General features: G+C 69.8%; 13 protein-coding genes. 11 read left to right on the top strand and 2 right to left on the bottom strand.

The annotated features are described in order from the left end of the window. Positions 1-332: 332 nt before the first annotated feature. The 4 genes from AB0I54_RS02475 (at position 333) to AB0I54_RS02490 (ending at position 5,448) form a co-directional block, all read left to right on the top strand. Positions 333-626: a lactococcin 972 family bacteriocin gene (locus tag AB0I54_RS02475; RefSeq protein WP_363293988.1), complete on the top strand. Its 294-nt coding sequence runs from the start codon at positions 333-335 to the stop codon at positions 624-626. A gap of 204 nt (positions 627-830) precedes the next feature. Next, positions 831-2,894 (top strand): hypothetical protein, encoded by a 2,064-nt coding sequence (locus AB0I54_RS02480; protein ID WP_363293989.1) that lies wholly within the window; start codon positions 831-833, stop codon positions 2,892-2,894. Between the two features lie 43 nt (positions 2,895-2,937). Continuing rightward, complete coding sequence (locus AB0I54_RS02485) at positions 2,938-3,624, top strand: ABC transporter ATP-binding protein (protein WP_363293990.1); 687 nt, start codon at positions 2,938-2,940, stop codon at positions 3,622-3,624. A gap of 255 nt (positions 3,625-3,879) precedes the next feature. Further along, complete coding sequence (locus AB0I54_RS02490; protein WP_363293991.1) at positions 3,880-5,448, top strand: arylsulfotransferase family protein; 1,569 nt, start codon at positions 3,880-3,882, stop codon at positions 5,446-5,448. Between the two features lie 55 nt (positions 5,449-5,503). On the opposite strand, the gene AB0I54_RS02495 is transcribed toward AB0I54_RS02490, so the two are convergent. Beyond that, entirely contained in the window at positions 5,504-6,487 is a 984-nt protein-coding gene (locus tag AB0I54_RS02495; RefSeq protein ID WP_363293992.1) for a superoxide dismutase, read from the bottom strand. A 164-nt stretch (positions 6,488-6,651) separates the two neighbouring features. Here AB0I54_RS02495 and AB0I54_RS02500 point away from each other — a divergent pair, with 164 nt between their 5' ends. Continuing rightward, positions 6,652-7,092, top strand: coding sequence for a MarR family transcriptional regulator (locus tag AB0I54_RS02500; RefSeq protein WP_363293993.1), 441 nt, complete (start codon positions 6,652-6,654; stop codon positions 7,090-7,092). Here AB0I54_RS02500 and AB0I54_RS02505 read toward each other — a convergent pair. Next, a complete protein-coding gene (locus AB0I54_RS02505) occupies positions 7,064-8,281 on the bottom strand; it encodes a serpin family protein (RefSeq protein WP_363293994.1) in 1,218 nt (405 codons plus the stop codon). The two genes, AB0I54_RS02500 and AB0I54_RS02505, sit on opposite strands and share 29 nt — an antisense overlap. Before the next feature lie 87 nt (positions 8,282-8,368). Between AB0I54_RS02505 and AB0I54_RS02510 the strand changes: the two genes are divergently transcribed. The 6 genes from AB0I54_RS02510 to AB0I54_RS02535 all read left to right on the top strand — a co-directional run bounded on the left by AB0I54_RS02510 (position 8,369) and on the right by AB0I54_RS02535 (position 14,845). After that, positions 8,369-9,625: a DUF4190 domain-containing protein gene (locus tag AB0I54_RS02510; protein ID WP_363293995.1), complete on the top strand. Its 1,257-nt coding sequence runs from the start codon at positions 8,369-8,371 to the stop codon at positions 9,623-9,625. A gap of 147 nt (positions 9,626-9,772) precedes the next feature. Continuing rightward, entirely contained in the window at positions 9,773-10,525 is a 753-nt protein-coding gene (locus AB0I54_RS02515) for a GntR family transcriptional regulator (protein WP_363293996.1), read from the top strand. A gap of 296 nt (positions 10,526-10,821) precedes the next feature. Beyond that, complete coding sequence (locus AB0I54_RS02520) at positions 10,822-11,016, top strand: SPOR domain-containing protein (protein ID WP_363293997.1); 195 nt, start codon at positions 10,822-10,824, stop codon at positions 11,014-11,016. Between the two features lie 30 nt (positions 11,017-11,046). After that, a complete protein-coding gene (locus tag AB0I54_RS02525) occupies positions 11,047-11,457 on the top strand; it encodes a (deoxy)nucleoside triphosphate pyrophosphohydrolase (protein ID WP_363293998.1) in 411 nt (136 codons plus the stop codon). 129 nt (positions 11,458-11,586) lie between these two features. Beyond that, a complete protein-coding gene (locus AB0I54_RS02530) occupies positions 11,587-11,985 on the top strand; it encodes an ATP-binding protein (protein ID WP_363293999.1) in 399 nt (132 codons plus the stop codon). A gap of 271 nt (positions 11,986-12,256) precedes the next feature. Beyond that, the gene (locus tag AB0I54_RS02535; protein ID WP_363294000.1) at positions 12,257-14,845 is read left to right on the top strand and encodes a SpoIIE family protein phosphatase; all 2,589 of its coding nucleotides are present in this window, start codon (positions 12,257-12,259) and stop codon (positions 14,843-14,845) included. The last annotated feature ends 257 nt before the right edge of the window (positions 14,846-15,102 follow it).

The following is a 15,102-nucleotide window of genomic DNA, read 5'->3' on the forward strand; positions in this document are numbered from 1 at the left end:
GCCGACGACCCCACCCGGGCCGGAACATGACGGTCCGCTTCCCGCCGTGCGCGGTCGGCCGCTGCTCCTGGAACACCGTCGGCCGACCCGGCGGCGCGGCGACAACCGGCATTGCCACCCACTCGGACCAGGCGAGACCGCCGCGGCGCCACCGGTATCGGAATCCCGCCACCGTCTTGATCTTGACCGTCTTCTTTGCGTCAGCATTGCCACGGGGGTTGTTGTTTTCGGTCAACTCCCGGCCTTAAACGATCATGTAGTTGCGTCGCCATCGACATCCACCGCAAAGTCTTGATCAGTACTGATCAATCTCATGACGAGGTGGTTCACAGATGAACAAGAAAAACGTGATGAAGGCGGCTGTCGCGTCCGCTGCGCTCATCTTCGCCGCAGCCACTCCGGCTCTCGCCACGACCGTCGACGTCGCCGGTGGTAAGTGGAGCTACGACCAGGGCGCGAACTCGGCGTGGTCGAATTACAAGCACCCGCGCAACGACCACGCGTCCTCGGTGAAGATCGGTAGCCAGACGTTCAAGAGCGGCTGCACGGATGCCGGTCAGTGGTCCCTGGCTTCGGGAACGAAGAACGGCGGCGGCATCTCTTACTACTACGACCCGAGCTGCTGAGTCTCCGGTTCGAACCCCGAGTTTTGGATCCGCGGGTGCCGCAGCTCTCGGACACGTAGCTCGGTGAGGCTGCGGGGGTGAGTGCTATTGCCCCCGCAGCCGCTTTTCCCGCGGCTCAGGTCTTTTCCGAACGTGCTCCCCGAGCGCCCTCACTCTAGGTATCAGATGCTGCATCGAGGCATACGATTCGTTCACGCCGCCGTCTTGGCCTTCTCCGCAGCGCTGGCTTTTCTGTTCCTGCGGGGGCTGGACGAGACCGGAGTGCTGGGGAACTCGGCGTTGGTTGATGTGGTCGACTCCGATGGTTCGAGCAGCGGGGCTCAAGTCGTCGGAGCTGTCGAGTCGTTCTCGGCGGAGCACGGAGTCGGGGTGGCTCGTGAGGCGCCCGATCTGAAGAACCCCGACGGGCTTCGGCATCTTTACGTGGCTCCGGGCGGCGCCGGTTCCATGACAGCGGCATGGCTGGACCACGGATATCCGGAATTCAGCAGGAACTATGAAACGCGTGTGCATCCGATCTCCGAGATCCGACACCAGGATCCACGAGGCTCCTACTACGTGTTCGGATCGTCGGCGGACGTCGATGCCCTGGTGGGCAAGTTCAACGAGCTCGGGCTCACCGCAAGCACGACTCATCCCTTGTCGTACGCCGAGCTGACCGACCGATACTCGGACGATCCCCTGTTCCGGGCATTCTGTGTGGTTGCCCTCGCGGCGTTGACCATGACCGGCGCGAGTGTGCTGCTCAATGCCAAAGCGTATGGAGTCCTCCGGATGCAGGGCATGTCCTTCGCGGGCATCCTCCTGCGTGATCTGCGACAGCTGGTGGTCTTCTGGCTCGCGGCGGCCGGCACCGTGGCGGCCGCCGCGCTTGCCTTCCTCGGCTTCTACAACGGCTTCGCCTGGCTGGGTCTGTTCGCCTCGGTGGCCGCGGCGGTCGCGGCCCTTCTGGCTGTCCTGGTGCTCTCGGTCCACGCGGCCGTGCTCGCCCTGACCTACAAGGTGGACGTACTGCAGGCCCTCAAGGGTGAGCTGCCTTCACGGGCCGCGTCCATCAGCGTCTACCTCGTACGCATCCCCGCACTGCTGCTCGCTCTCAGCATCGCCACGAACGTCACTCTCGCGGGCCGGGACGTGCTGATGCGCACGGAGAACAGGGACGTCTACGACACCGTGGGCGATGCGGTCTCGATCCGCCTCAGCGGCGCTTTCGCCATGCACACGGACCAGTTGGACGAGCGCGTGGGCCCGTGGCTGCGTCAGGCCGACGGCCGTGGCCAGGTCGTCCTCGCCGGACGCAGGGATCTCCAGGTCTCCGCCCCGGGGGAACATCTGCCGTCCGGCGAAATTCTCGTCGTCAACGACACATATCTCGAGAAGCAGCCGATTCTCGACCCGGCGGGAAGGCGTTTCACGGCTGAAGGCCATGGCGGCAAGGCGCCGGACTCGCGGCCGGTACGGGTCATCATCCCCGATTCGCTCAACTCGCACGCGCAGGCGATCACCAAGGCAGCATCCGAGATCATCGATCCGCACCAGAACCGGAACATCCCGCTGGAGACGTTGAGAAGCAGGACGGGGCAGAGCGTCTTCGGATACAACACCGGCGCCTATGTCTACAACTCGGCACATGGTCCGGACGAGGACAGGTCGATGGTGCGCGATCCGGTTCTTGTTGCCGTCCCCAACGGTTCGCAAGTCCTCAGCAACGACGCCTACACCACATTCACCACCCAGGCGGGGGTGGTATTCCCCGACCCGAACGACGCGCTGAACGGCATCAAGGCGAACGGACTGCAGGACTACATCAATGGTTTGAGTCCCGTCGGGCAGAAAACCGCTCTGGATCTCCGGAGCGCGGTCAACGAACTTCGGCTGCAGATATTCAACCTGGTCGTCGCCGTGATCGTCCTTCTCATTGCCGGTGTCGGCGTCTGCATCATCTATTCCCGCAAGAACGCGCAGAGCATCTTCGCGCGACACATCAGCGGTTGGAGATACGTCGCCACCCATCGCTTCGTCCTCGCCGTGGAGGCGGCCATCGCGGTCATTTTTGCCACGAGGGTTCCTTTCGAAGCCTGGCAGCAGAAGCAGGAACTGAAGAAGTACGCTGCCGAAGGTGCACCCGCCCCCTTCCAGCCCACTCACCTGACCGCCTTGGATCTCGGCGTCATCACCTGCCTTGTCGCTTGCGAATTCGGGGCCGTGCTGCTCGCTCTTGCGTTCTTCCATCGGCGGATCGTGAAGGAAGGGGCGAACGCTGCGTGAGCCCCTCAAGCGTCGAAACCCCTTCAGCCAGCCGGAGTATGTTGTGATCGACATCGAGAACTTGTCCAAGACCTTCGACGACCGGGTCTTGTGGCATGACGTCAACCTCACCGTCAATCAAGGTGAAATGCTCGCCCTTGTCGGCCCGAGTGGATCGGGCAAGTCGACCCTCCTCAACTGTCTGGGGTTGCTGGACAGGCCGACCACCGGGACGATCCGATATCAGGGGAAGGACATCACTCGATTCGGAAAGAGCGAGACCCGTCGGTTCCGTCGCGACACCCTCGGCTACCTGTTTCAGCACTATGCCCTGATCGAGAACGCGACGATAGACGAGAACCTGGAAGTGGCTGCCAAGCCACGGCGCTCAGCACAGGGCAAAGGCAGCCAGGCCCTTGACCGGGTGGGCCTGGCGGGGCGGGGGAAGGAGAAGATCCACCACCTGAGCGGCGGAGAACAGCAGCGCGTGGCCCTGGCCCGGCTCATGGTTCAGCGGCCGGCCCTGGTGCTGGCGGACGAGCCCACCGGCGCCCTCGACGACGCCAACACCACCGCCGTCATCGACATCCTCCGTGAGATGAGTGAGGGCGGATGCGCCGTGGTCCTCGCCACCCACGACGCCGCCGTCCGGGACCGATGTGACGCCGTGTTCGCCGTGCATGAGTCCTCGCTCATCGGCGCTCCACCGCGCGAGTCGATCCATCCCTGTCCGGCACCGTCCAGTCACTGATCGTTTCACGATGAGTCCCCGTCGCATGACCGGGTGAGCCTCCACCCGCCGAATGGCCCACCCGCGTGGCTTCGCGCAGGCGTAAGCCGTCGTTGCCGCTTACCGTCGCCCGGGGAGCAACTCCCGATCTTGTTGCCCGGTGCCAAGGAGGCGGCCATGGTGTCGCGAGAGTCGTGGGGTCGCCGGTCGGGGCGGAGGGGCCGCCGCGCCGTCGGGGTCTGTGCGCTTGCTCTGGGGTGCGTCCTGGGGAGCTGCGTGCCCGCCGCGGGCGTGGCGGGTCCGGAGGGGGACGCGGGCCGGCCGTGTGCCACGACTCCCTATCCGCCGTCGGAACCCACTCCGCCGCCGATCCTGTCGGGCAGCGACGTGTGGAGTTTCGTCTCCGAGCCCGGCCTTCACCCGATGCGGGTCGGCGTCACCGCGCACCGGCCGGGGACGGCTCCCGGTGGCATCTTCGTCGGGCCGTTCAGCGCGGACCAGATGACCGGCCAGACCGGGGCGCTCATCAACGACGACTCCGGTGATCCGGTCTGGTTCCGTCCGCTGCCCTCCACGAACCTGCAGAACGCCGACTTCAGGGTGCAGACCTACTACGAGGGCCGCGGGGGCCGGGGACGGCCGGTGCTGACCTGGTGGCAGGGCACCCTCGCGCTTCCTCCGGCGTACACGAACCTGCCGGCCGGCGCGCCGGAACCGGGCGGGTGCTACTACATCTACGACACCCACTACCGCCTGCTCAGGACCGTCTTCGCCCATCACGGCTACTACCCGGACGAGCATGAATTCACCCTGACCCGCAGGGGCACCGCACTGTTCATCGCCTCCAGGCCGGTCCCCATGGATCTCACGCCCTACGGGGGTCCGGAGAACGGAGCCATCGAGAACAGCGAGATCCAGGAGGTCGACCTCGCCACCGGCCGACTCCTCTACTCGTGGAACGCGCTGGACCACCTCGACCCCGCCGATTCCGAGGAGGCGGCCTCCACCGCGTCGTCGTCCGGCGGCGTGTGGGACGCCTTCCACATCAACTCGGTCGACGAGGGTCCCGACGGCCGGCTGCTGATCTCCGCCCGGAACATGTGGGCGATCTACGACGTCACCAAGAAGTCCGGGCGGATCCGCTATCAGATCGGCGGGAAGAAGAGCGACTTCACCTTCGGGCCCAACGCCGACTTCTACTGGCAGCACGATGCCCGGTTCCGGCCGGGAAACCGGATCAGCATGTTCGACGACGGCTGCTGCGACCTGCCCGACGGCTCCCCCGAGCAGCGGTCCCACGGTCTGATCCTCAACCTCGACTTCCGTGGCCGGAAGGCGACCGTGGACCGGGCCTACTACCACCAGCCGCCGCTGGAGTCACCGACCCAGGGCAACACCCAGGCCCTCGCCAACGGCAACGAGTTCATCGGGTGGGGCCAGAGCCCGTACTACTCGGAGTACGCGGGTGCGGGGAACACCGAGGCCGACCCCGCACGGAACCTGCTCTACGACGCGAAGCTGCCCGGCTCCGACATCTCCTACCGGGCGTTCCGGAACGAGTGGACCGGCACGCCGTACTACCCACCGAGCGCGGCGGCACGCACCGACGGCGGACACAGCGTCGTCTACGCCTCCTGGAACGGCTCGACCGAGACCCGCGCATGGCAGGTGCTGGCCGGGCCCGCTCCGGACCGGTTGTCCGTCGTCGCCCGTCATGTTCCTCGGGACGGGTTCGAGACCGCCGTCAGCACGAACAGTGCCGGGCCGTACTTCCAGGTGAAGGCGCTCGATGCGCGGGGCAAGGTCCTTCGCGCCTCCCGCGTCGTGACTCTCTCGGGCGGGTGAGATGAGCAGGAGTCGGGTGAGATGCACCCGGGCCGCCGGCCTCGAGGCCTGACCGTCAGATCCCCCGCACGGACGCCACGGTGAACGGCGACTCGGGGACTCCGGGGCCCATCGGGCCGCCCTTGTCGAACTGCGAGCGTACGACCAGCAGTCGTCCCCGGTCGCGGACCAGCGTGGTCGGGATCTGCAGCGCGGGGTCGGTGAACCGCCGCTCCAGACGGGCCGAGCGGCCGTCCGGTGACAGCCGCCACCTGGTGAGCGTGTCGACGGCGTTGTGCGCGGCCCACAGGGTGCCGTGCGCCAGCTCCAGGCCGTCGCCGTGCTTCAAGTCGCCGCCGTGCAGGGTGACTTGGCCTACGGCTCCGGTGGTGACGTTCACCCGGTAGAGGCCGCCGCCGGTCATGTCGACGGTGAACAGCCAGTGCCCGGCGGGGTCGGCGACGATGCCGTTGAGGGTGAAGGCGTCGGGGGACTCCGGGTCCTTGACGTAGCTCAGGTCGTAGGCCGGGGTCAGCGTCCCGCGCGGGCCGCGGGCCAGGTCGGCGGGGGTGACGCGGTAGATCACCGCGCGGGTGCTGTCGGTGAGGTAGGCCGTGCCGTCCGGGGTGACGGCCAGGTCGTTGACGAAGCGGGGCGCGTCGCCCGGCACCTCGAAGCGGGCGATAAGGGACCGGTCGCGCAGGTCGTAGACGTCGACCCCGGCGGTCGAGTCGATGACCCACAGCCGTCCGGCCCGGTCGGCCTTGAGTCCGTTGGCGGTGGCGCGGCCGTCGGCGCCCGCGGGCAGGAACACCTCCGCGGTGCGTGCCCCGCGGGCGGCGCGGTAGACGGCGCCGGTCGTGTACGAGCCGACGTAGATGTCCCCGGTGCGCGGGTCGAGGGCGATCCCCTCGGGATAGACGCGGTCGCCGGGGAGCGCGAAGGCGGTTGACACGCGGGGCGTGGTGGCCGCGTGCGCCATGGGTCCGGCCGCGGTCATGGCCAGGGCGGCGGCGGCAGTGGTGGTGAGGAACGTGCGGCGGTGCATCGAGCGGGACACAGCGGTGCCTCTCGGTTTGGCTTCTCACTGGATGACGAACACGAACCTAGATTAGAGTTCTAATCATCGTCAATGCATTAACATCCTGCCGTCCCGCCGTCTCGGGTCAGCGTCCCGCCGTCCCGCTGAAGGTGCACCGACGCAGCGGCGATTAGCATGCGCAGATGACGTCCATGCCCGCCGCCGAGCGCCTCGGTTCCCACCTCAAGCGGGCCGAACAGGCCCTCGCCGCGACCAAGTCCGCGGTCCTCAAACCGGCCGGCCTGACCGTCGCGCAGTACTCGGCGCTGCTCCACCTCTCCGGCAACCCCGGCATCAGCGCGGCGGCCCTCGCCCGGCTGTGCGGGGTCACTCCGCCGACCATGAACACGGTCCTGAACAACCTCCAGGACCGTGCCCTGATCGAACGCACGCCGCACGAGTGGCACAAGAACGTGCTGGAGACGAGGCTCACGGACGAGGGCCGCGCCGTCATGAAGGACGCGGACGCGCGGGCCGTACGGGTGGAGCGGGCGCTCGCCGCGGAGTTCACGGACGAGGAGCGGACGGCGCTGACCGCGCTCCTCGCCCGGTGTGTCACCGTCCTGGAGCGGGAGCGCCCATGACGCCCGGGGTGCCGAACGGCGTCGGGTCCGTGACCCAGCCCGCCGCGAGCACCAGACGCGTCTCCCGGTGCACGGCGAGGAACCCGAAGGGCCGGTCGAACGCCACCTGGACGACGGTGGTCTCGTAGCGGTACCGCGGAGGGCCGCTGCCCGCCACGGGCATCACGGCCGTCACCGCGGCGGCACGGAACCCGAGGGCGCCGAACTGGGCGACCGCCGACTGCCGGGCCGCCCCGACGGCCAGCGGAGAACCGCTGATCCCTGGAAAGTGCCCCTGCCGGGTGTCCCGCGCCGCCGTGAGCCCGAACAGGCGGTGCAGGGCCAGCAGATCGTGGTCCGCCCTCACCTCGTACGCCACCGTCCTGATGTCCAGCGTCGTCGGCTCCGGGGTGAGGGAGGGCCGCCGCTCGACGCGCAGGCCCGGCCCCGCGTCCCCGTACGGGAGACGGCCGCCCTCGACGACCGGAAGGGCGCGCTCCAGGATGCCGACGCCCGCTCTCAGCACCTGCCCGGGGGTCATCCGCTCCTCGCCGAGCAGCAGGTGGACGTCGATGCCGTTGTCGCCGGGCACCTTCAGCGAGGTGACGAAGCCGTCGGGCGTGTTCGTCACACCGACCCGGTCCGGCCGCACGCTCCTGCGGTACAGCCCGAGCAGGGTGCGGCCCTGCCAGGGCCCGGCGGTCGGCCGCAGCGGCAGTTCCCTGAACGGGTGCGGCCAGTCCGTGCGCAGGGCGAGCGCGCAGGCGAGCACCATCCTGGCGTCCTCCGACAGCTCGACCGGCATCCGCTCGATCAGCCCGCCCGTCCGCTTCACCGCCCACGCGTCCAGCGCCTCCTGGGAGGCGGCGAGGTCGTGGGTGAGCACGCCGTGCGCCTCGGCGGGCAGCCCCGCACGCCACTCCTCCCGCAGCTCCAGCGCGCGGTCCGTCCACAGGCCGAGCGCCGAGTCCAGACCGGGCATGGCGTCCACCGCGGCCAGCAACTCCCGTGCCGCGTACGCCGCCTGCCCGGCGGGCAGCCCGAGAGCCTCCGCCAGCTCGGCCCGCGCCGGGCCCTCGGCCCCGTCGGCCAGGAAGGCCAGCAGCGGCCACACCCCGGCGGCCGAGAACACCGTGCCCTCCTCCGAGACCCCCGCCCAGCGCGCGGTCAGTCCGTTCACCGCCCGCACGGTGTCATGTGTGACCCGCATTCCACCCCCGTCGCCAGCGCGCTTACCATGCGCCCAGTCGTACGTCAGTTCAGCGTCACCGCCGCCCGACCCAGGAGCACGGTACCCGTGTCCATACCCCCGCCTCCCGGCCCCCACCAGCCCGAAGGGCAGCACCCGTCGTATCCGCAGGGCCCTTACGAGCAGGGGCCTTACGCTCAGGGCCCGTACGAGCAGGGGCCTTACAACCAGGGCCCGTACGCCCAGGGCCCCTACGGCGGACTGCCGTACCAGCCCTGGGCCCAGGGCTACAGCCCCTTCAACCGGCCGGCGCCCGTCAACGGGCTCGCCATCGCCGCCCTCGTGCTCGGCATCCTCTGCTTCCTGCCGGGCGTGGGACTGGTCCTCGGGATCGTCGCGCTGGTCCAGATCAGGAAGCGGGGCGAGCAAGGCAGGGGGCTGGCGATCGGTGGCTCCGTGCTGTCCGGGATCGGGCTCGCGCTGTGGGTGCTGGCGCTCGCCACCGGCGGGGCCTCCGACTTCTGGGAGGGCTTCAAGGAGGGCGCGCGTGGCGGCTCGAGCCTGTCGCTGGACAAGGGCGAGTGCTTCAACGCGCCCGGCGGCTCGCTGTCCGGCGAGGCGGACGACGTCGACAAGGTGTCCTGCGACCGTGCGCACGACGGCGAGGTGTTCGCCTCCTTCAGGCTGAAGGGCCGCTCCTACCCGGGCGACGGCCCGGTCACCGACGCCGCCGACGAGCGCTGCTACGGGCTCCAGGACAGCTACGCGATGGACGCCTGGGCCGTCCCCTCCGACGTCGACGTCTACTACCTCACGCCCACCCGGGACAGCTGGAGCCTGGGCGACCGCGAGGTCACCTGCGTGTTCGGCAACACCGTCGAGGGCAAGAACCTGATCGGCTCGCTGCGCAACGACGAGACCGTCCTCGACGCGGACCAGGTCGCCTATCTGAAGGCGGCTCATGTTCTCAACGCCGCCATGGACAGCGCACCCGACGCGGAGTACGTCGAGGACGACCTGCCCGGGCACAAGGCGTGGGCGGGCCGGGTCGAGGTGGCGCTCGGCGCGCAGGCCGGGATGTTGCGCGGCCACTCGTGGCCGGCGGACGCGAAGAAGCCGGTCGACACGTTGGTCGTGGAGATCGACAAGTCCCGCGCCGAGTGGGCGAAGGCCGCCGCGGCCGACGACGCCGACACCTTCTACACGCACTACGACAAGGGCTTCAAGCTGCTCGACCGGAACAAGACGGTCACCGCCCGCAAGGCTCTGGGCCTGGCCACGACCCCGCCGTCCTACGAAGACGACAGCGGCGGCTCCGACGGCGGGGCGGACAGCGGAGGAGGCGCCGGCGGTATGGAGGTGTGACCGCGGCCATAGCGGGGAGAAAGTGCCTGCGTAAAGCCCCCGCGAGCCACAAGTCATCACATCGAGTGATTCTCTGGCCTTTGCTTGCACGCCACAACCCACGGTTGCCACTCTGTTGCTGTCTGTACAATCTGATGGGAGCGGCCAGTGACTTTCGGTGAGCAGCCGGCGTATCTGCGTGTCGCGGGTGATCTCCGCAAGAAGATCGTCGACGGTTCGCTGCCGCCCCACACCCGGCTCCCCTCCCAGGCGAGGATCCGCGAGGAGTACGGGGTCTCGGACACGGTCGCCCTGGAGGCGCGCAAGGTGCTGATGGCCGAGGGCCTGGTCGAGGGCCGTTCCGGCTCGGGGACCTATGTGCGCGAGCGGCCCGTGCCCCGGCGGGTGGCCCGCTCCGGGTTCCGCCCGTCCGGTGGCGCCACTCCGTTCCGCCAGGAGCAGTCCGACGCCGCCGCCCGTGGCACCTGGGAGTCCAGCAGCGAGCAGACCGAGGCGAGCGGCGCCATCGCCGACCGGCTCGGCATCCGGCCCGGCGAGCGCGTGATGTGCACCAAGTACCTCTTCCGGGACGGTGGAGAGCCGATGATGCTCTCCACCTCCTGGGAGCCCCTCGCCGTCACCGGGCGCACGCCCGTGATGCTGCCCGAGGAGGGACCGCTCGGCGGCATGGGCGTCGTGGAGCGGATGCGTGCCATCGACGTCATCGTCGACAACGTCACCGAGGAGGTCGGCGCCCGCCCCGGCCTCGCCGAGGAACTGCACATCCTGGGCGGTGTGCCCGGTCATGTCGTCCTCGTCATCCAGCGCACGTACTACGCCTCCGGCCGCCCGGTGGAGACGGCGGACGTGGTCATTCCCGCCGACCGCTATCGTGCCGCGTACCACCTCCCGGTGAAGTAGCGCACACCGCAAGGGCAGTTGACCCCGTCGCCCCGCCGATCCGCGGGCTGTCCCGGGCCGTTGGAATCCGGCCGTTCTCGCAGGTGACCACAGCTGTCCCAGGTGGGCCGCCGACGGGCCGCACCGGGCCCCCGGACGGCGCATTCGTCATCGTGCGCCCCCGGGGTTCTGGCTGGTTGCGTACCTCTTTGTGAAAAGCCGTGTTCGCTGCGTAAAGGTTAGGCGTACGCTCGGGCATATGCGGATTGCGGTTTCCTCAGAGCGCGGGTCCATGGGGAGCGGAGGGGTGGGACGCCATGAGTGAAGGGACACTCTCTCTTCCCTGGCTCGTGATACGGCAGGACGACAACGGCAATCGCTACCGCGTGGGCAGGTACGCGACGCGGGCCGAGGCGCAGAAGATCGCCGACAGTCTCGACGACCGCGGACACAAGCAGCTCTACTGGGTCGAGCGCATCACCCAGAACGGAGACGGCGGCACACGCAACTGACCCCGTCCGCGCTCCCGTAGGCTCCCGCCCATGACGGAACGGATCGTGGTGGTGGGAGCCGCCCTGTTCGACGGCGATCGCCTGCTCGCCGCGCGCCGCAGCGCACCCCCCGAGCTGGCCGGCCGCTGGGAGCTGCCCGGCGGCAAGGTCGAACCCGGCGAGAGTCCTGACGCCGCCCTGGTGCGCGAACTGCGCGAGGAACTCGGCGTCGAGACCGAGGCCGTCGAGCGCGTCCCGGGGGAGTGGCCGCTGAGACCCCCGTACGTACTCCATGTGTGGACCGCCCGCCTGCGCCCCGGCTCCGCCGACCCCAAGCCCCTCCAGGACCACGACGAGCTGCGCTGGCTCGCCCCCGCCGAGATCTGGTCCGTGGACTGGCTCGACCAGGACGTGGCCGCCGTACGGCAGCTCGGGATCCGCCCGGAGGGTGGAGCGGGCTGAGAATCCCTACGCCGTTCGTGCCACACTGCGCCCCTCCGAGCGGTACTGCGCCCCGGATATCGGGTATGTGCCCATTAACCCCACGAAACCGGACATGGGTGGGCTCGCTTGCCTGGGAAGTGATCGGGCGTGATCGACACCGAAGGCGACTGTGCCGAATGGACCTTCCCCGCGGAGCCCGGTGCTGTGCGCACCGCCCGCACGGCGGTCCGGGCCCAGTTGCTCGGCTGGGGGCTGGATGCCCTCGCGGACATGACGGCGCTGCTGGTCAGCGAGTTGGTGACAAACTCGCTCCGGCATGCCACCGGCCCCATCGGCGTACGCCTCGTACGCCCCAGTGGCCTCGGTGACACCCTCCTGGTCGAGGTGTCGGACCCGCTGCCGGATCCGCCGCACGAACGGGTCGCCCATCTTGAGGACGAGAGCGGCCGTGGCATCCAACTGGTCGCCAGTTCCTCGCGCCGCTGGGGAACACGGCCCGGCGACAACGGCAAGACGGTCTGGTTCGAGCTCGCGGTTCCCGGCTGAACGGCGAGCCGCAGCTGGCATCAGGGGTGTACAGCCCCCCTCTCGCCGTCCCTGGAACGGCACTGGCCGGTGACCATTGCCGGAGTCTGTGGTTCGAGGGCGTGTTCCCTGGTTAGAAGACTGGGAGTGTTGTCGCGGTCCGGTCCGAAAACCGCTTGGGCCGACCTGTGATCGTGAACACCGTGTCGTGCGGCGCCGTAGTGCTGGATACTGCGGGCAGCCGCCTCCGGTGACCGGTGCCGGACGCGGTGAGCTGGAGGGGACGGTTCGCGTGAGCGAGATACCAGCGAAGGCCACGGAGTCCGAGGACCCGTCGGACGGCGCGAGGGCGGGGGGCGTGGATTCTGCCGCGGCTCCCGGAGACGCCATGTGGCAGATCAGCCCGCCCGGCTCCATGTACGACTACATCAAGGTCGCGTCCTTCTCCATCGGCCCCGGCGGGCTCGTCGACCAGTGGAGCCTGCGCGCCGAGCAGCTCTTCGGCATCCCCGCCGAGCGTGCCGTCGGCATGGATCCCATCGAGGCCTTCATCGACCCCGATCTGCGCGAGCGCGGCCAGCGCAAGATGGCCGAGATCCTCGACGGGCGGGAGTGGACCGGGGTGGTCCCCTTCCGGATGCCGGACACGACGGACGCGGAGCGGGGGGAGGAAGCCCTCGCCGAGGTCTACGTCATGCCGACCCGGACCGCCGAGGGCGACCGGGCCGCCGTCTGCATCGTGGTCGACGTCCGCACCCTGCGCAGCATCGAAACCGACCTCGCCGCCTCGCAGGCCATTTTCGGTCAATCTCCTTTCGGCTTCCTGCTGATCGACCCCGACCTGCGGGTCCGCCGCGCCAACATGCGGTTCGCCTCGATCTTCGGCGGTACACCGGACGACCACCGGGGCAAGGGAGTTCACGACTACCTGCCGCGGAGCGAGGCCGAGCGGGTCGCCGCCACCCTGCGCCGGGTCCTGGAGACCGGCAACTCCATCACGGACATGCACGTCACGGGCTTCGTGCCCGGGTCCGAAGAGCGCCGGCACTGGTCCATCAACCTCTATCGCGTGCAGAGCGGCAGCGGCCGGCCCATCGGCATCGCCTGGCTGGGCACCGACATCACGGCCCGCCGCGCGGCGGCCCGCGAGGCGGCGGCCGCACGGCGAAATCTCGCCCTTCTCAACGAGGCGGGCGCCCGCATAGGCAACTCCCTGGACCTGGAGACGACGGCCCGCGAACTCCTCGACGTTGTCGTGCCCGGCTTCTGCGACCTCGCCACCGTCGACCTCTATCAGGGACTCCTGGCCGGCGACGAGACCCCGCCAGGACTGGCCGACGGCAGCGCGGAACTGCGCCGGGTCGCCTACGCCAGCGCGGTCTCCGACGCGCCGTTCGTCGGAGGCGGCTCACCGGTCGCGGTCGGCGCGGTCCACCACTACCCCTTCAACTCGCCCTGCGCGGACGCCCTGCGCACCGCCCGCCCGCAGAACGTCCCCGCCGAGGAGGGCGGCCTCGTCCAGTCCACGCTGGCCGTCCCGATGGTCGCCCACGACACGGTCGTGGGGCTCGCCCAGTTCTCCCGGACGAAGGGCAGCGAGCCGTTCGGCGAGCGCGACCGGGACCTCGCCGTGGAACTGGCCGCGCGGGCCGCCGTCTGCATCGACAACGCCCGCCTCTACCGCCGCGAGCACGAACGCGCGCTGATACTGCAACGGTCCCTGCTGCCACCGGGCGACCCCGAGGCGTCCGGCCTGGACATCGCGTGCCGCTATCTGCCCGGCAACGCGGCGACCGAGGTCGGCGGCGACTGGTTCGACGTGATCGAACTACCCGGTCACCGCACCGCGTTGGTGGTGGGCGACGTCATGGGCCGGGGTCTGCGCGCGGCGGTGGCGATGGGCGAACTCCGCACGGCCGTCCGCACGCTGGCGCTGCTCGACCTGGAACCGGCCGAGGTCCTCTCGGCGTTGGACGAGATCGCCCGCGGCCTCGGCACCCCCGGCGGCGTCCAGCAGGCGACCCGCGCCGCCCGCCAGCCCCGCGACGCGGACCTCTCCGAGGTGTACCTGGCGACCTGTGTGTACGCGGTGTACGACTCGGTGACCAGACGCTGCACGTTCGCCAACGCGGGCCATCTGCCGCCGGTGCTGGTGGAGCCGGGCGAGGCGGCGCTGATGCTGGACGTGCCGCCGGGCATGCCGCTCGGCGTGGGCGGCGAGCCGTTCGAGGAAGTGGAGGTCGAACTCCCCGAGGGCGCCCTGCTCGCCCTCTACACGGACGGACTCGTCGAATCCCGCCACCACCCCCTCGACGAGGGCCTCCAGGCCTTCGTGGGCGCGCTCACGGACCCGACCAGCCCGTTGGAGGACGTCTGCGACCACGTCCTCAACACCCTCGACACCCATCACGGCGAGGACGACATCGCCCTGCTGATGGCCCGCGTCCAGGGGCTGCCGACCGACTCGGTCGGCGACTGGGCGCTGCCGCGCGAGCCGCGCAGCGTGGGCCGCGCCCGTGAGTACGCCCGCGGCCAGCTGGTCAGCTGGGATCTGGAGCCCCTGGTCGACACCACGGAGCTGCTGGTCAGCGAGCTGGTGACCAACGCGCTGCGGTACGGCGAGGGCGAGATCAGACTCAGGCTCCTGCTGGACCGCACCCTGGTCTGCGAGGTCTGGGACTCCGGCCTGGTCCAGCCCCGCCGCCGACGCGCCCGCGACACCGACGAGGGCGGCCGCGGTCTCCAACTCGTCGGCCTGCTGAGCGCGGCCTGGGGGTCCCGGCGCACACCGCGCGGCAAGACGGTCTGGTTCGAACTCCCGCTCCCCGACGGCGAAAACACCCTGACGGACCCCGCGGAGGCATTGCTGAGCCTGTTCTGACAACGGCCGACGGCCGGGGCCGGCCGCGCAAGTTCCAGCAGGCCGGTCCTGCTCGCGCGGAAGCCTGCGTCAGTCGCGCGTGCCGGGACCGGCGAGGCCGTCGGCGGGGGCGCGCCGGCCGGCCTTCGCGGCGAGCAGCCACTCCGCCTCCGCCAAGCGCCTGTAAGTCCCGGCAGGCCCTACTCCCGGGGGAGTCTGCGGCGGTTGCGGGCGTCGGGGCAGCCGAGTACGGCCCCGGCGAGGCCGCTTGCGCGGTC

It is taken from the genome of Streptomyces sp. NPDC050625, from assembly GCF_040654755.1.
GTDB lineage: Bacteria > Actinomycetota > Actinomycetes > Streptomycetales > Streptomycetaceae > Streptomyces.